This is a genomic window from Streptomyces tritici, assembly GCF_048500665.1.
In the GTDB taxonomy this organism is placed as follows: domain Bacteria; phylum Actinomycetota; class Actinomycetes; order Streptomycetales; family Streptomycetaceae; genus Streptomyces; species Streptomyces tritici.
Window position 1 is genome coordinate 2,441,848 of the sequence record NZ_CP183183.1, and the last position, 16,423, is coordinate 2,458,270.

At 74.1% G+C, this 16,423-nt stretch carries 14 protein-coding genes and 2 tRNA genes; 9 read left to right on the top strand and 7 right to left on the bottom strand.

Annotation, left to right across the window (positions count from 1 at the left end; translation table 11 throughout):
* The first annotated feature begins 167 nt into the window (after window positions 1–167).
* Complete coding sequence (locus tag ACNJ93_RS11255) at window positions 168–764, top strand: histidine phosphatase family protein (RefSeq protein WP_418957245.1); 597 nt, start codon at window positions 168–170, stop codon at window positions 762–764.
* 6 nt (window positions 765–770) lie between these two features.
* Here ACNJ93_RS11255 and ACNJ93_RS11260 read toward each other — a convergent pair whose 3' ends face one another.
* Entirely contained in the window at window positions 771–2,057 is a 1,287-nt protein-coding gene (locus ACNJ93_RS11260; protein WP_418957246.1) for a tetratricopeptide repeat protein, read from the bottom strand.
* Between the two features lie 241 nt (window positions 2,058–2,298).
* Here ACNJ93_RS11260 and ACNJ93_RS11265 point away from each other — a divergent pair, with 241 nt between their 5' ends.
* The 5 genes from ACNJ93_RS11265 (at window position 2,299) to ACNJ93_RS11285 (ending at window position 4,955) form a co-directional block, all read left to right on the top strand.
* Window positions 2,299–2,748 (top strand): hypothetical protein, encoded by a 450-nt coding sequence (locus ACNJ93_RS11265; RefSeq protein WP_418957247.1) that lies wholly within the window; start codon window positions 2,299–2,301, stop codon window positions 2,746–2,748.
* A gap of 19 nt (window positions 2,749–2,767) precedes the next feature.
* A complete protein-coding gene (locus tag ACNJ93_RS11270; RefSeq protein WP_418957248.1) occupies window positions 2,768–3,634 on the top strand; it encodes a spermidine synthase in 867 nt (288 codons plus the stop codon).
* A 125-nt stretch (window positions 3,635–3,759) separates the two neighbouring features.
* Entirely contained in the window at window positions 3,760–4,113 is a 354-nt protein-coding gene (locus ACNJ93_RS11275; protein WP_418957249.1) for a hypothetical protein, read from the top strand.
* A 121-nt stretch (window positions 4,114–4,234) separates the two neighbouring features.
* Window positions 4,235–4,891: a bifunctional DNA primase/polymerase gene (locus tag ACNJ93_RS11280; RefSeq protein WP_418957250.1), complete on the top strand. Its 657-nt coding sequence runs from the start codon at window positions 4,235–4,237 to the stop codon at window positions 4,889–4,891.
* Window positions 4,882–4,955: transfer RNA gene (locus ACNJ93_RS11285), tRNA-Lys, on the top strand. The genes ACNJ93_RS11280 and ACNJ93_RS11285 overlap by 10 nt, the downstream gene beginning before the upstream one ends.
* Window positions 4,956–5,045: 90 nt before the next feature.
* On the opposite strand, the gene ACNJ93_RS11290 is transcribed toward ACNJ93_RS11285, so the two are convergent.
* Entirely contained in the window at window positions 5,046–6,320 is a 1,275-nt protein-coding gene (locus ACNJ93_RS11290; protein WP_418957251.1) for a M6 family metalloprotease domain-containing protein, read from the bottom strand.
* Between the two features lie 323 nt (window positions 6,321–6,643).
* Here ACNJ93_RS11290 and ACNJ93_RS11295 point away from each other — a divergent pair, with 323 nt between their 5' ends.
* Window positions 6,644–8,515, top strand: coding sequence for a putative bifunctional diguanylate cyclase/phosphodiesterase (locus ACNJ93_RS11295; protein WP_418957252.1), 1,872 nt, complete (start codon window positions 6,644–6,646; stop codon window positions 8,513–8,515).
* A 78-nt stretch (window positions 8,516–8,593) separates the two neighbouring features.
* Here the strand turns inward: ACNJ93_RS11295 and ACNJ93_RS11300 are convergent, their stop codons facing one another.
* Together ACNJ93_RS11300 and ACNJ93_RS11305 are read right to left on the bottom strand one after the other, a co-directional pair.
* Complete coding sequence (locus ACNJ93_RS11300; RefSeq protein WP_418957253.1) at window positions 8,594–10,258, bottom strand: glycosyl hydrolase family 18 protein; 1,665 nt, start codon at window positions 10,256–10,258, stop codon at window positions 8,594–8,596.
* 201 nt (window positions 10,259–10,459) lie between these two features.
* Window positions 10,460–11,599 carry an LLM class flavin-dependent oxidoreductase gene (locus ACNJ93_RS11305; protein WP_418957254.1) on the bottom strand — a complete coding sequence of 380 codons (1,140 nt, stop codon included), beginning with the start codon at window positions 11,597–11,599 and terminating at the stop codon, window positions 10,460–10,462.
* A 209-nt stretch (window positions 11,600–11,808) separates the two neighbouring features.
* On the opposite strand from ACNJ93_RS11305, the gene ACNJ93_RS11310 reads away from it, so the two are divergent.
* Window positions 11,809–12,567 (top strand): IclR family transcriptional regulator, encoded by a 759-nt coding sequence (locus tag ACNJ93_RS11310; protein WP_418957255.1) that lies wholly within the window; start codon window positions 11,809–11,811, stop codon window positions 12,565–12,567.
* A gap of 74 nt (window positions 12,568–12,641) precedes the next feature.
* Window positions 12,642–12,715, top strand: a tRNA-Lys gene (locus ACNJ93_RS11315).
* A gap of 44 nt (window positions 12,716–12,759) precedes the next feature.
* Here the strand turns inward: ACNJ93_RS11315 and ACNJ93_RS11320 are convergent.
* From ACNJ93_RS11320 to ACNJ93_RS11330, 3 genes are all read right to left on the bottom strand, one after another.
* Entirely contained in the window at window positions 12,760–13,413 is a 654-nt protein-coding gene (locus ACNJ93_RS11320) for a response regulator (protein WP_418957256.1), read from the bottom strand.
* A complete protein-coding gene (locus tag ACNJ93_RS11325; protein ID WP_418957257.1) occupies window positions 13,392–14,621 on the bottom strand; it encodes a sensor domain-containing protein in 1,230 nt (409 codons plus the stop codon). Before ACNJ93_RS11325 ends, ACNJ93_RS11320 begins: the two co-directional genes overlap by 22 nt.
* 91 nt (window positions 14,622–14,712) lie before the next feature.
* Window positions 14,713–16,386: an AMP-binding protein gene (locus tag ACNJ93_RS11330; RefSeq protein WP_418957258.1), complete on the bottom strand. Its 1,674-nt coding sequence runs from the start codon at window positions 16,384–16,386 to the stop codon at window positions 14,713–14,715.
* Window positions 16,387–16,423: the final 37 nt, after the last annotated feature.

The window sequence follows — 16,423 nt, forward strand, 5'->3', positions numbered from 1 at the left end:
CGTCCATCCCCCCGAGGTGTACCGGTTCGAATCTTCGATCGGTCCTGACCTCTGGGGGACGCGGGACGAGGGGCCGGGGTTGCCCGGAGGGAACCGGGAGTTCACGTGGGGGATGATGGGCGTGCACTCCTGTGCACCCGTTCGAGGACCTCCAGGGAGAAGCCTTCATGGCACCGCGCATCCTGCTCGCCCGTCACGGCCAGACCGAGTGGTCGCTCCTCGGCCGGCACACCGGCAGGACGGACATCCCGCTCCTCGACGAGGGCCGGCGCGGCGCGAAGCTGCTCGGCGAGCGGCTGCACCGCGGTCCCTGGCAGGGCCTGCCCGGGGTCGAGGTGCGCACGAGCCCGCTGTCCCGCGCGGCCGAGACCTGCGAGCTGGCCGGCTTCGGCGAGCGGGCGGAGCGCTGGGACACGCTGATGGAGTGGGACTACGGCGCGTACGAGGGGCTGACCCCGGTCCAGATCCAGGAGCGCGACCCGGGCTGGCTGCTGTGGCGCGACGGAGTGCCGGAGGGCGAGAGCCGCGCGGACGTGGCGGCCCGCGCGGACGAGGTGGTGGCCTGGGCGCGCGAGGCGGACCGGGACGTCCTGGTCTTCGCGCACGGCCACATCCTGCGCTCGATCGCCGCGCGCTGGCTGGGCGAGGACGTGTTCTTCGGCTCCCGGATCAAGCTGGACCCGACGAGCCTGTCGGTGCTCGGCTGGCAGTACGGCGAGCCCGCGGTGGAGCGCTGGAACGACACCGGGCACCTGGAGGCGTAGGGGCCGTCAGGAGGAGGCGATGACCTGGCGGGTCGTCTCCAGCATCCGGCGGATCCGCTGCGACTGGACGCCGCCGTCCAGGAGGGCCAGCACCCGGCGAGCCTCCTCCGCCGCCTCGTCCGGGCGGCCCGCGCGGGCCAGGTCGCCGGCGAGCTGCGCCCGGTAGAGGGCGAGGTTCCGCGCGAAGTGCGGGTTCTGCAGCACGGTCGCGCGGTGCGCGTGCCGGACGGCCCGGCCGTGCTCGCCGAGCGCGGACCAGCACTGGGCCTCCAGGGCCTCCAGTTCCGGCTCGCCGAAGAAGGACATCCACTCCGGGTCCGCGTCGCAGGGCCCCTTGGCGAAGTGCGCGTGCGCCCGGCCGAGCGCCTGCTCGCAGGAGGCCCGGTCGCCGAGCCCCGCCCAGGCCCCGGCCTCGCGCAGCGAGAGCAGGGCGTGCAGCCGGGCCGAGGGGACCGAGCGGGCCGCGTTCAGCCCGGCCTGGGCCGCCCGGACCGACTCGCGGAACCGTCCCGCGTCCCGGGCCAGGAACGCGGTGTTGCAGAAGGCATGCGCCTCCAGGGCCGGGTCGCCGGCGACCCGCGCGGTGGCCAGCGCCTCCGCGTAGTGGGAGCGGGCGTCGTCGTGCCGGCCCGAGTCGTGGGCCAGCCAGCCGACCGAGATGGCCAGCTCTCCCGCGCCGGACTGGAGCCGGGCCTCGGTGGCGCGGCGGTGGGTCACCCCGGCGTCGAGCAGCGCGTACGCGGCGCGCAGCGGCTGGGCGGCGGCCTTGTACAGGCCCTCCGCGCCGTGCCGGTCGTCGAGCAGCCGGATCCGCCGCACGGCGTCCTCGACGGCCCTGACCTCGGCGTCGCCGACGCGGTGCGGGGTCCGGGGGGCGGGGATCGCGGCGGCGGGGCCGCCGAGTCCCAGCGAGGCGGCGGCCACGGTGGCGGTGCCGCTCGTCATGAATGCGCGACGCAGCACGTCGCTCTCCTCATCGTTCCGGGTGGCGGGGGCGGGCGGGGGCCCGGCGGCCGCGGCGGTCGCCCGCCGGCCGCGTACCTGCTCCCGCGCCGCGAAGCCCAGGTCCGCCAGGGTCAGACCGGGGAACATGTGCCGGAACACCCGCTCGTACGCGTAGTTGGGGCAGCGGATCTCTCCGGCCTCCACACGTCCGATGTAGCGGGCGTCGCAGGCGACCTGCTCGCCGATCTCCCGCGCCGCCCGGCGGACCGCGGCGGCGAACTCCGACGGCGAGAGCCGCCCGCGGAGTCTGCGGAAGGCGAGATTGGGAACTGCCCGTGACGTCGCCATGGCCGATCCTTCTCCTGGTGCTGCCGGTGTTCCGGCGGGGCAAGAACGTACCTGCTGTGACCGTTCGCTCACCCGCTGTTTGGCTACAAACCGGATATCTCACCCGCGATCCGCCATGAACTGCCATCCTTTGCGGCGGCGTGCCGCCGTAGCCGTTGACGGCCGCGGGCGTTGAACCATGCGGAGAGACGGAACGTGTCTGCTCCTGGCACGAGGAGGGGATCCCTTGTTGGAGACCGGCATGGAGATCAGCCCGCGGACGACGACGGCCGGGCACGACCCCACACCCGACGCGAGCGTGTCGCCCGCCGGGACCGGCCAGTCCGCCGAGCCCTGCGACCTGGTGACCGTCCCGGTGCGGCAGGGCCTGGAGGCCGTCGACATCCTGCGCCGGGGCCTCGCCCCGGCGGTCGGCCCGGTGCTGCACGACGAGTCCTGCGACACCCTCGGCTTCCTCGTCCCGCCCGGCACCGCCGACGGCTGGGACATGCCCGGCAGCGCCTGCACCCGGACGGACGGCCGCGGGCTGCGCCTGCCGGAGCTCCCGGCGCAGGACGGCCCCGCGCAGGACGGCCCCGCCGACTGGCTGCTGCCGCCGGGCGGCGACCGGCCGGTGACCGACCCGGCGGTGCTGCGCGAGGCGCTCGGCGAGGCGGCCCGGCTGATCGAGGCGGCCGACGGCTGCCACTGAGGCGGCCGATAATGGGCGGGTGGCAAGGAACAAGCAGCGCGACCGGGCGGCCGTGGCCGGTCCCGTCGTCGAGACCGTCGACGGCGGGCTCGCCGAGCTCATACCCGACCGGGAGCGGCCCCGCGGCTGGACGCTGCTGATCGACGGCGCCCCGCAGTCGCACGTGGACCTGGACGACCCGGCCCACCTCTCCTTCGAGTACCAGCGGCGGCTCGGCCACATCGTCGACCTCGCCGCGCCCCCGAACCGGCCGCTGCAGGTGCTGCACCTCGGCGGAGGCGCGTTCACCCTGGCCCGGTACGTGGCGGCCACCCGCCCCCGGTCCACGCAGCAGATCGTCGAGCTGGACGGGCCCCTGGTCCAGCTGGTCCGCCGCGAGCTGCCGCTCGACTCCGGCGCCCGGATCCGCGTCCGATCCGCCGACGCCCGCGCCGGGCTCGCCAAGGTCCCGGACGGCTGGGCCGACCTCGTCGTCGCCGACGTCTTCAGCGGCGCCCGCACCCCCGCGCACCTGACCAGCACCGAGTTCCTCGGCGAGGTCCGCCGGGCGCTGCGGCCGGGCGGCTTCTACGCGGCCAACCTGGCGGACGGCCCGCCGCTGACGCACCTGCGCGGCCAGATCGCCACCGCCGCCGCCGTATTCCCGGAGCTGGCGCTGACCGCCGACCCCACGGTGCTGCGCGGCCGCCGCTTCGGCAACGCGGTCCTGCTCGCCTCGGACCGGCCCCTGCCGGTCGCCGAACTGACCCGCCGCGTCGCCGGCGACCCCCACGCCGGCCGCGTCGAACACGGCCGCGCCCTCACCGACTTCACCGGCGGCGCCACCCCCGTCACGGACGCCGCCGCCAAGCCCTCCCCCAAGCCCCCGGCCTCGGTCTTCCGGTAGGCCGGCCCGCTCCCGTGCGCCCGGCGGGCCTGTAAGCGGCCAGAGGTGGGGCCCTCTTGCGGGGCGCGGGAGAATGGGGAGTGGCCCGGGTGTCCGGGCCGCGTGTTTGCGAGGAGGAACCACAGATGGCGGAACCCGAGCGGAGCGTGCAGCGGCGGCTCCGGCCCGCGCCGCTGGTCTTCGAGCCTGCCGAGGCCGCCGCCGACCCCGAGCACTTCTTCGACCTGGAGTCCATCGAGGACCCGCGGGAGCTGCTGGCCCGGGCGACCGAGCTGACGCTCGCCTTCCGGGCGGCGGCGGACCGGGCGCTCGAGTTCCAGGCGATCGCGGCGGCCCAGCTCGCCGACCCGGGGCGGTTCGACCGGCTCACCGACGAGGCGATCGCGGAGCGGGCCGACTGGACGCCGGACTACACCCGCAAGATGGTCGAGTTCGGCCGCGAGCTCATCCGCACGGGCGGCCGGCCCGACGAGGACTGATCCGTCCGGCGCGTAGCCCTGGCATATGCCGGGCGGGCACGATACTCCCCCGCACCCCGTCCTGTCCGGATTTCCGGCAACCCGAAGCGACCGGATCGTCACTCCCGGTACACCTGGGGTCATGAGCGCATGGCTGCGAGACGAGACCCCGACGAGCCCGGACCGGAGCGAGCTCCGCGAACGCCGGGCGGACATCTTCGCGCTGCTCCGTGACGAGGGGCGGCACCACACCGCGCAGGTCACCACGCCCGGCGCGGAATGGCTGGCCTCCGCGACCGGCCATCCGCGCTCCACGCGGTCCCTCTGGGAGGACCGCCCGGCCGCCCCGGCCGTCCTGCCCTGCGGCACCGCGTTCGACATCGTGAACACGCCCGCCGTCTTCGGCCGCCGGATGCTCGACCGGCTCTGGGAGGAGGGCCCGGGCTCCGGCCCGGTCGCCGTGCACCGCGGCCGGATGCTGCTGTTCACCACGCCCGGCACCGCCCACCGGCTGCCCTCGCTGCTCCGCTGGGAGGAGTTCGGCGACGCCGTGCCGCCGCTGCTCTGCCACGGCGCCGGGGACGCCGTGACCATCCCGCCGCTGACCCCGCGGTCCGCCGAGGGCCCCCGCTGGGTCGTCGCCCCGGACACCCGGCGGCCCTGGCTCCCCGGCCCGGAGGTCCTGCTGTGGGCCTGCGTCCGGGCGGTCCGCACCGCCCGGGCCGCCGACGTGCGGGTATCGATTTTTCCTCCCGGCGATCAGGGTGCTAAGGTCTACGACGTCAGCAGGCGCCGCTAGCTCAGTTGGTTAGAGCAGCTGACTCTTAATCAGCGGGTCCGGGGTTCGAGTCCCTGGCGGCGCACAGACGGAAGAAGCCCCTCGCGCGAGCGGGGGGCTTCTTCGTGTCCGTACGCCGTTCCGCGTGCTTACGTCGTCTCCGTGCGCGACGCGGTCAGTCGCCCTCCTCCGGGACCGTGAGCTTCACCGTCCACGCCCCGCCCGGCGTCCGCTCCGCGACCTCCACCCGTACGCCGTCCCCGGGCACGGTGAACGTCTCGCCCTCCGCGACCGGCGCGTCCGCCAGCGGCGGGTACACCGAGCGGTCCCAGCAGGCCTCGGTCCGCGGATGGGCGTCCACGACCTCCACCGGCCCGTCGCCGGACGCCGCCCCGCCGCGCACCCGGTACACCAGCACGCCCTCGGTGCAGGTGTCGGCGTCGTTGCCGGTCGCCCCGCGCGCCTCGAAGGCCAGGACGGAGTCCTCGCCCGTGCGCACCACCGCGAGCCGGGTGCCGAGCGAGCCGCCGGCCGCCGGCGCGGCGGCCACCGCGTCCAGGCTGACCAGCGTCGGCCCGGTGGTCTGCACGCAGCGCACCTGCTTGCTGTCCAGCCAGCCCAGCTTCCACTTGTGCCAGCCGAAGAGGTCCGGGGCCAGCCCGAACTGGCTGCCCATGACGTCCCAGTCCCCCACATGGGTGTCCCAGTCGCCCTTGCCGTCGACCGGCCGGTGGTACAGGTCCGGCAGGTCGAAGACGTGCCCGGTCTCGTGGGCGAGGACGTTCCGGTCCGGCGGGTGCCGCTCGAAGACGGTGACGACGCGCTTGATCTCCGTGCCGTCGACGGTGAGCGGGCTGTCCAGGTTGACGACCTTGGTGGCGTCGGAGTCCACGCCGGGCGCGTCCGGATCGGCGACCAGGTAGACGATGTCGTACCGCGAGAAGTCCACCCTGCCGTCGGCGGCGGCCAGCGCGTCGCGCAGGTAGTCGGTGCGCTTGTCGCTCGCCCAGTCGCGCTGTATGTCGTACGCGGTGGAGTCCCGGGGCATCTCGATCCACTCGTGCCGCGGATGCGGGCGCAGCGCGAACCGGCCGTACGAGGCCCGCTCGAAGAACGCGCTGGTCGCGGGGAAGTGGTCGGCGGACAGCTCCTCGGGCGAGAGCAGCGGTTCGGCGTCCGGGAAGGAGAGGAAGAGCATCACCGCGTCGAGGGAGCGGACCGGCTTGGGATAGGAGGGGTTCCAGCTGTCCAGGCCCAGGGAGTGATGGGCGGCGGTACGGGGCAGGGCGCACGGCCCGTCCGAGGTCGCGCCCACGGCGGGGCCCGCCACGAGCCCGGTCGCGGCGAGCGCGACGAGGGAGGTGAAGGCCGCCCCGCCGGCGCGCAGCCGTGGACGTTCCACTCCCTCGGGTGTCTGCTGACCCTCCACGTAGACCTCCGGCTGCGGCATGCGGGACACCTCAACCACCTTGTGACGTTTTCTGAGGTTTCGCCCCTTTTGGATGACCCGGTCGGGTGAGCCGGCGACGCGCCGGACGACGCACCCGATTCATCGGGCGTCACTTTCGGTCACGTCGGTACCGTCCCCGTGTCAGACCCGCGCAGAAACGATCGGGCGGCCTGAGCCGTGGGCATACTCACCCCAGCGGGCGGCGTCCACCGCCCGTTCGGAGCTGGATGGGCCGCGCGGGCAACCTCTATGATCGGCACACTTTCCTGACCGACCCACCCCGAACACACCTGTACGGAACGACTGCACTGCGGGAGCGAGCGGTGAGCGGAACCTCAGAAGGACCGGCGCACGTACCGCTCTCCGCCGTGCCGGGGACTCCCCCGATGATCACGGAGCGTCATCGCGGCGTACCGCGCGAGACCGAACTGCGCGACTACCGCGCCGCGTTCCGCGCCGCACAGCTGGCGATGGCGGTGGTGGACCAGGAGGGCCTGGTGGTCACCGCCAACGACGCGATGGCCTCGCTGCTCGGCACGGACACCGGCTCGCTGCTCGACCAGGCCGCCGCCGACCTCGTCGACCTCGCCTCCGACGGCCGGACGTGGCACGCGTACCACGAGGTGCTGCGCGGCAGGCGCTCGCGGTTCCGCTGCACCCGGCGGCTCAAGCACCCCGACGGCCGCTCGCTGTGGGCCGAGGTCACCGTCGCCCCGGCCGCGGACAGCGGACGCGTGCTGCTGTCCATCGCGGACATCAGCGACCGCCGCGAACTCCAGGCCCGGCTGCGGCACTTGCAGATGCACGACCCGGTGACCCGGCTGCCGAACCGCACCCTGTTCTTCGAACGGCTCGCCGTGGCCCTGGAGACGGCGGCGCAGAACGACGAGCCCGGCGAGGACGCCGGCGGCCCGTCGCACCCGTCCCTCCAATCGTACGGCCATGGCGGAACAGGGCGGATCGGGCTCTGCTACCTGGACCTCGACGGCTTCAAGGCGGTCAACGACACCATGGGCCACCGTGTCGGCGACCGGCTGCTCGCCGCGGTCGCGGCCCGGCTCACCGAGTGCGCCGACAACGACGGATACACGCGCAGCGGCGGGCACTTGGTGGCCCGGCTCGGCGGCGACGAGTTCGCGATCCTGGTGGAGGACTCCACCGGCACCGAGCAACTGGCCGATCTGGCGCAGTCGGTGCTCTGCGCGCTGCAGCAGCCCTTCGACCTGGCCGGCCAGCGGCTCTCCGTCTCGGCCTCGATCGGCGTCGTCGAGCGGGTCGCCGTCGGCACGACGGCGACCGGCCTGATGCAGGCCGCCGACACCACGCTGTACTGGGCCAAGGCGGACGGCAAGGCCCGCTGGACGCTCTTCGACCCGGAGCGCAACGCGCACCGCATGACCCGGCAGGCGCTCAGCTCCACCCTCCGGCCGGCCGTGGAGCGCGGGGAGTTCGCGCTCGAGTACCAGCCACTGGTGGGCCTGGCGGACGGAGTGGTGCACGGCGTGGAGGCGCTGGTGCGGTGGAATCACCCCCAGTTCGGGACACTTGCGCCGAATCGGTTCGTCGGTATCGCCGAGGAGGACGGCTCGATCGTCGAGCTCGGGCGGTGGGTGCTGCGCACCGCCTGCCTCCAGGCGCGGCAGTGGCAGAAGGACCATCCGCGGGAGCGGCCGCTGTTCGTCAGCGTCAACGTGGCCGTGCGGCAGGTCTGGGACTCCGACCTGGTCGCGGACGTGGCGGGCATCCTCGCCGAGACCGGCCTGGCCCCGCACCTGCTGCAACTGGAGCTGACGGAGAGCGCGGTGATGGGCTCGGCGGGCCGTCCGCTCCAGGCCCTGCAGGCGCTGAGCGACATGGGCGTGCGCATCGCCATCGACGACTTCGGCACCGGCTACTCGAACCTCGCCTATCTCTCCCGGCTGCCGGTCTCCGTCCTCAAGCTGGACGGCTCCTTCGTGCGCGGCTTCCAGGACGAGGCGCACGCCAACCCGGCCGACGAGCTGATCGTCGAGGCGCTGGTGCAGCTCGCCCACCGGCTGGGCCTCACCGTCACGGCGGAGTGCGTCGAGACCTCCGGTCAGGCCACCCGGCTGCGCCGCATCGGCTGCGACACCGGCCAGGGCTGGCTGTACTCGCGGGCCGTGCCCGCCGACCGCATCGACCGGCTCATCGGCGTCGCACCGCTCACCGTGTAGGAACGCCTGCGGGAGCGCGCATGGAACTGCCCCCGGCCGGGCGGGACTTCCGGGCGGGGGCAGCGGTTCATCGGGGGATCAGCAGGCGCCGAGGTCCTGCCAGACGCCCCACTCGCCGGTGGTGCCGGGGGCCTCGTTCTGGGTCCACCACTTGGCCTTCCACTTGCGGCCGTTGTGGGAGACCTCCTGGCCGGCCGTGTAGACCTGGCCCGCGACGTACGCCGGGACGGAGCCGCAGCCCGTGGTCGGCGGGGTCGTGGTGGGCGGGGTGGTGGGCGGCGTGGTCGGCGGGACGGTCGTGCCGCCGAGGGCGGTGTTGATCTGCTTCAGCAGCGTGGCGTTCTCGTCCAGCCCGAGCAGGGAGTACATCATCGCGCCGGCGAGGCCGCGCTGCTTGCCGTACTCCACCCGCGCCTGGACGGACCGCTGGTTGAGGCCGGTGAAGAACTCGCCGTCCTTGTAGAAGTACGAGGCCTTCGCCTTGTCGTCCCAGAAGGTGGTCGCCGGGTTGTCGACGATGCCGCCGAGCTCCTTGTAGTGGGCGATGCCGGCCTGCTGGCTCAGCGGGCGGGCGGCCGAGCCGCCGGTCGCGGTCTGGGCGAGGCCGTTGGTGGCGCCGGCCGGGACGCCTTTCCAGCCGCGGTAGTAGAACTCGTAGCCGAGGGTCAGCTTGTTCGCCGGGAAGCCGCCGGCGATGCCGTACGCGGGGTTGCCGTCGATCCAGGAGTCGATCGCCGCGTCGATGCCGTACTTCTCGGTGCCCGGCGCGATGACGTCGGTCGGGTCGTCCGGCGAGGGGTACAGCGGGGACTGGTGGTACGTCGGCCCGTCGCCGTCCCAGGCGCCGTGCATGTCGTACGTCATGATGTTGGCGTAGTCGAGGTACCGACCGATCTTGTCGGTCTCGATGTGCTTGATCTTGTCCTGGCCGGCCGGGAGCGCCGCCGTGAGCAGGTACTTCTTGCCGCCGTTGGCCGCGCCGTACTCGTCGAGCTGCTTGCGGAACTCGGCGAGGAGCAGGGTGAAGTTCTGCTTGTCCTCGGGGCCGTAGTGGTTGCCCAGGTGGCCGCCGGAGGAACCCGGGTACTCCCAGTCGATGTCGATGCCGTCGAAGATGCCGGCCGCGGTGCCGGGGCCGCCGAAGCCGCCCTCCACCGGGAGGTCGCCCTTGAGGTACTGCTTGATGCAGGAGGCGACGAGCTTCTTGCGGGAGGCGTCGGTCTTGGCCGCGTCGTGGAAGTACTTGGAGTAGGTCCAGCCGCCCAGCGAGATGTTGATCTTCAGGTGGGGGTACTTCGCCTTCAGCTCCTTGAACTGGTTGAAGACGCCCACGATCGGCTGGTCCCACTTGTCGGCCACGCCGTCCACCGAGTCCGCGGCGCTGAAGGACTTCTGGTAGTCGGCGTACGAGTCGCCCGCGCCGTCGCCCGCGTTCGGGTTGTTGTCGTCGCCCGCCGCCTTGTTGGCCATGAAGCAGGTGAGGTCGGTGGGGTGGATGTTGCCGAACGAGTAGTTGATGACGTCCAGGTTGCCCGCGATGCCGCGGGTGTCGAGGTGCTTCGGGTAGAAGGCGTTCCCGTACACGCTCCACTGGTCGTAGTACGCGATGCGCACCCCGCCCGGCGTGACGGTCGTCGCGGTGTCGGCCGCCTGGGCGGAGCCGAGACCGGCGGTGGCGGCGAGCGCGCCGGCGGCGAGGGCCGACGTGAGCAGGGCGGCGAGCAGAGGTTTGCGGGGGTGCACGTGCGGCCTCCGGGAGGGGTGCGCGGTACAGGAGTCGGAGCAGTGATAGCGGCCGCGCGAACGGTGCGTCAATGGTCTGAACCAAACTTAGGACTAGACCAATTTGGACGCGAAAGCCCTCGTCAGAGAGGTGCAGCACAAAACGGAACCGCTCGCCACCGGGCGTGACGAGCGGTTTAAGGTTCACTTAGGACGGGGCTCTCAGTCCGTACGGCTTCGAACCACGTCGTCGTCCGGCAGGCCGTACGCGTCGGCGATCAGCTCGTAGCTGCGCAGCCGCGCCTCCCCGCCGTGCGCGTTGGCGGTGAGCATCAACTCGTCGGCGCCGGTGCGCTTCTGGAGGGCGTCCAGCCCGTCCCGGACCTCCTCCGCCGTCCCGTGGATCACGTTCCCGAGCCACGAGTCCACGAACTCCCGCTCCGCGAGCGAGAACTCGTACGCCTCGGCCTCCTCCGGCGTCGGGATCAGCCCCGGTCGCCCGGTGCGCAGCCGGAGCATGGACAGCGCCCCGGTCAGCACCTGCCGGCGCGCCTCCTTCGCGTCGTCGTTCGCCAGCGCGGCGACGCCGATCAGCGCGTACGGCGCGTCGAGCACGGCCGAGGGGCGGAAGGACTCCCGGTACAGGTCGAGCGCCGGGACGGTGTTGCGGGCCGAGAAGTGGTGGGCGAAGGCGAACGGCAGACCCATCAGCCCCGCCAGGCGGGCGCTGAAGCCGGACGAGCCGAGCAGCCAGATCGGCGGGCGCGCCGTGGGGCCCTGCACGGGGCCGGGCACGGCGTGGATCCGCGCGTACGGGTGCCCGTCGGGGAAGTCGTCGTCCAGGAACCGGATCAGCTCGGCGAGCTGCTCCGGGAAGTCTTCCCCAAGCTCTCGGCTCCGCTCGAGCAGGGGAGACCCCAACGCGCCCTCGTTCAGCCGGTCCGTGCGGCGCAGGGCGGCGGCGGTCGCTCCGTCGGTGCCCGGCGCCCGGCCGAGTCCGAGGTCGACCCGGCCCGGGGCGAGCGCCTCCAGGGTGCCGAACTGCTCGGCGATCACCAGCGGGGCGTGGTTCGGCAGCATCACACCGCCGGAGCCGAGCCGGATGCGCTCGGTGTGGGCGGCGAGGTGGGCCAGGATCACGGCCGGCGAGGAGGAGGCGACCCCGGGCATGGAGTGGTGCTCGGCCACCCAGTGCCGGTGGTAGCCGCGGCGCTCGGCGAGCCGGCTCAGCTCCACGCTGGTGGCCAGCGCCTGCGCGGCGGTCCGGCCGCTGCCGACGGTCACCAGGTCCAGGACGGACAGCGGGACGGGCGCGGTGCCGCGCGCCTCTCCCCGGACGGGGTCGCTCACCTTGTCGCTCACCTCTGAGAGCCCTCCTGCGCATGACGGACGTGTACCTCCCGAGCACAACAGGAGGGTGTCTCCGGTTATTCCCCGGCGTGCAGCGCCGCAGCGTACGGGCCTGCCCGGTCGGGGCAATCTCCCCAACAGCAGCCCGTCGCGCGAGGCTTGACGGTTATCGTGGAACGGAAGGATCGCGAGGGTCGGTCACGACCGGGGAGGGGGAGACCGTGGTGCTCATGCCCGAGCCCACCGCACCGTTCCACTCGGTGCAGTACGCCCTGCGGGTCCTGGAAGCGGTCGCCCGGCACGCCGGCGGGGTCACCGACGTCCAGATCGGGCGCGAGACCGGCCTGCCCGTCGGCCACCTGTCCCCGCTGCTGTCCATGCTGCGCCACGAGGGGTACGTGGAGCGGGTCGCGGACGGCGCGTACGTGGTCGGCGACTCCCTGGTCCTGCTCGGCTCGGGCGCGACCCGGCGCGAGGCGCTGGAGCGCAAGCTCCAGGAGACCCTGGGCGAGCTGCGCGACACCGTGGGCGCGGCGGTGTACATCAGCCGGTACATCGACGGCGAGGTGCGGATCACCCAGTACGCGGACGGGCCCGGCACCCCGGCCGTGAACGAGTGGGTGGACTTCCGCTCGGCGGCGCACGCCAGCGCGGTCGGCAAGTGCCTGCTGACCCAGCTCGACCTGGACGGCCGCCGCGACCACCTGTCCCGGCACAAAATAGCGCGGCTGACCTCGCGGACGATCACCGACGAGAAGGTGCTGCTCTCCAAGCTGGACAGCCAGCCGGCCTCGGTGCCGGTGCTGGACCTCCAGGAGTACGCGATCGGCACGGTCTGCGCGGCGGTCCCGCTGACGGCGGGGTCCGCGGTGGGCTGCCTGGCCCTGTCGCTGCCGATCGAGCACGCGCACCGGCTGCGGTCGGCGGCCGACACGCTGAACCGCAGGGCGGCGCCGATGGTGCTGTCCCTGGCGATCTGAGCCCCGCGGGCGGGCGGCCCACGGGGTGGTCGGGAGCACCCCTCGGGACCAGGTAGTATTACTTCCGTCAGCAGGCGCCGCTAGCTCAGTTGGTTAGAGCAGCTGACTCTTAATCAGCGGGTCCGGGGTTCGAGTCCCTGGCGGCGCACAGACACGGAAGGGCCCCTCGCAGCTGCGAGGGGCCCTTCCGCCTTATGCCCGCAGGTAGGCGAGGACCGCGAGGACGCGTCGGTGGGTGTCCTCGGCCGGGGGCAGGTCGAGCTTCCCGAGGATGTTGCCGATGTGCTTGCCGACGGCGGCCTCCGTGACGACCAGACGGCGGGCGATCGCCCCGTTCGAGTGGCCCTCCGCGACCAGCCCGAGCACCTCCCGCTCGCGCGGCGTCAGCGCGGCGAGCGGGTCGCGGCGGCGGCGCAGCAGCTGCCGGACGACCTCGGGGTCGACGACCGTGCCGCCGGCGGCGACCCGGGTCAGGGCGTCGAGGAACTCCTCGACCTGGCCGATCCGGTCCTTGAGCAGATAGCCGACGCCCGTGCCGTCGCCCGCGTCCAGCAGCTCGGCGGCGTAGCTGCGCTGCACGTACTGGCTGAGGACGAGCACCGGCAGCGCCGGCCGCTCGGCGCGCAGGGCGACCGCGGCCCGCAGGCCCTCGTCCTGGAAGCCCGGCGGCATCCGGACGTCGGTGACGACGACGTCCGGTTCGTGTGCGGCGACCGCGTCCCGCAGCGCGTCGGCGTCGCCGACGGCGGCGACGACCTCGTGGCCGAAGCGGGCGAGCAGCCCGATCAGGCCCTCGCGCAGGAGGACGCTGTCCTCGGCCAGGACTAGGCGGAGGCTGGCTGGCACGGGATCTCCACTCGGATCAGGGTCGGACCGCCGGACGGGCTGGAGATCGTCAGTGTGCCATCGAGGACGGCGACGCGGTCGGCCAGTCCCGTGAGCCCGGAGCCCCGCCCGGGGTCGGCGCCGCCGCGGCCGTCGTCGTGGAGGTCGAGCACGAGCAGGCCGGCGGCCGCGTCGTGGCGGGCGGTGAGCCGGGCCTGGTCCGCGCCGCTGTGCCGGCCGATGTTGGCGAGGCCCTCGCAGACGGCGAAGTACGCGGCGGACTCCACCGGCGCGGGCAGCCGCGGCAGGTCGAGGTCGGTGTCGACGGGCACGGCGGAGCGGTCGGCGGCGTCCGCGAGGGCGGCGGCGAGCCCGTAGTCGGCGAGGACCTGGGGGTGGATGCCGTGGATCAGCTCGCGCAGTTCGGTGAGGGCGCGGGCGGCCTCGTCCTGCGCCTTCGCCAGCTGGGCGGCGAGCGGGCTGCCCGGCGGGGCGTCGAGGCGGGCGAGACCGAGGGTCATGGTGAGGGCGACGAGGCGCTGCTGGGCGCCGTCGTGCAGGTCCCGCTCGATGCGGCGGCGCTCGGCCTCGAACGCGGCGACGAGCCGGGCGCGGGAGCGGGTGACCTCGCCGATCCGGTCGCGCAGTTCCGCCTCGCGCGGGGCGAGCAGCGCGCGGGCGAGCGCGGCGCGGGCGGCGGCGCAGGCGCCGAGCGGGTACAGCAGGACGGGCAGGAGCAGCGCGCCGAGGAGGGCCGCGAGCAGCGCCGGCGGGTAGGAGTCGACGAGCACCAGCTTGGCGATCTTCACCTCCTGTCCGTCCAGGGCGAGCTGCACGGGCGCGGCGAGGAGCGCGGCGGGCGGGGCGAGGCAGAGGGCCAGGGCGAGGAGGTCGAGCGGCCACAGGACGGTGGCGAGCAGCAGCGCGTACGCCGTCTCGCGCCAGGTGGCCTGCTCGCGGGCCCGCAGCCGGAGCCAGGCGGCGAGCCCCGGGCGCTCGGGGGTGCGGTGCGGGTCGGGGGCGGGCGCGGGGTCGACGGTGCGCAGCCGCCACCGCTCGGCGCGGCCGAGGGCGAGCGCGCCGAACACGAGGAGCGGGGCGGCGAGCAGCAGCCCGAGCAGCGCGGCGAGTCCGCTCGCCACGCCGCCCAGGAGGTACCCGGCGGCCCGCCAGGGCCAGACGGTCCGGGGGTAGCGGAGGGGCCGGGCGAGCGCCGCGCGAAGATCCATGCGGTCACGGTACGGCGGCTCGGTCCGACCGCACGATGGCCCTGGCGGGCGTACGGAAGGTGGGCCTGGCCCCACCCCCTCGGCCGCAGGATCACCGCCCCAGCAGGTGGGCGCGGGAGTGGGCGGTGTACGCGGCGCGCAGGGCGGCGACGGAGTCCGGGGTCAGGGGTTCGTAGACGGCGGCGGGGGTGGCACGCCACCAGACCTCGTCCGGGCACAGGAAGGCGTCGGCGCGGAGCCGGGCGCGGTGGATCTTGTTGGTCGCCGTCGTCGGCAGGCTCCGCATGACCCGGACGAACCGCGGCGGCATCTTGGTCCCCAGGTCGTCCTGCGCCCGCAGGAACGCCTCGAAGCGCGCCGGGTCGAACGCCCGCCCTTCCACGGGCGAGAGCGCCGCCATCACGAGGTCGCCCGCGACCGGGTCCGGCACCGCGTACACCGCGACGGCCGTCACGTCCTCCCAGCGGGCCAGGATGTTCTCGATCACCGCGGCGGCCAGGTTCTCGCTGTCCACCCGCAGCCGGTCGTCCGTGCGGCCCGCGAAGTAGAGGAAGCCCGCCTCGTCGCGGTAGAAGAGGTCGCCCGTCCAGTACCAGCCGCCGCGCCGGCGCTCCGCCTCCGCCTCCGGGTTGCGCCAGTAGCCCTCGAAGGGCGCGCGGCCCTGGTTGACCAGCTCCCCGATCGCCCGCTCGCCGTTCAGCAGCCGCCCGGACGCGGAGAAGCGCGCCGGCGCGCACTCCTCGCCGGTCTCCGGGTCGACCACCGCCAGCCGGTCCCCCGGCGCCGCCCGCCCGATCGCGCCCGGCGGCGTGTCGGGGGTCCGGCGGAGCGCCGCACCGCCCTCGGAGGAGCCGTAGCCCTCCACCAGCGGCACGCCGAAGCGCGCCTCGAAGCGGGCCGCGTCGACCGCGCCCGCCTCCGTGCCGAAGCCGAGCCGCAGTCCGTGCGCCCGGTCGTCGGGGCGTTCCGGGGTGGCGAGGAGGTACTGGACGGCCCGCCCCACGTACGTGAAGTACGTCGCGCCGAAGTCCCGTACGTCCGGCAGGAACCCGGACGCCGAGAACCGGTCCCGCAGCGCCACGCCCGCCCCCGCCGCCAGGGCCGGCGCCCAGTCGGCGATGACGGCGTTGCCGTGGAACATCGGCATGCAGATGTAGTGGACGTCGTCGGGCCGCACCCCGAACTGCCCGGCCAGCGACGCGCCCGCCGCCGCCAGCCGGCCCTGGCTGCAGAGCGCCGCCTTCGGCGCGCCGGTCGAGCCGGAGGTGAAGTACAGGAGCAGCCGGCTCGCCGGGGAGACCGGCCGGACCACCGCCTCGCCCGGGGTCGCGCCCGCGTACGGGGCGAGCAGCGCGCGGTACGCGTCGGTGTCGGTGACCAGGACGCGTACGTCCGGCAGCGCCAGGCCCTCCAGGAGCGGGAGGTGCGTCCGCTGGGTGACCAGCACCCGGCATTCCGTGTGGACGAGGTCGCGGGCGAGCTCCGCGCCGCGCCGGGTGGGGTTGATGCCGGCGACGGCGGCCCCCGCGAGGGCCGCCGCGCCGAGCCAGAGCGGGTACTCCGGCGTGTTGTCGAGCAGCACCCCGAGGTGCGGTTCGGCGCCCCGGGGCAGGAGTTCGGCGAGCAGCGCCGCCCGTGCGGCGGCGCCCGCGGCGGCGTCGTGGTGCGTGAGGACCGTCCCCCGGCTCTGGAGTCCGGTCCTCCGGTCGCCCCACTGGCGCTGCACGAGCTCCGCCACGGTGGTGGCGGCCACGGTCCTCGTCATGCCGCGGACCGTAGCTGACGAGCCGTCAGAACTGAAG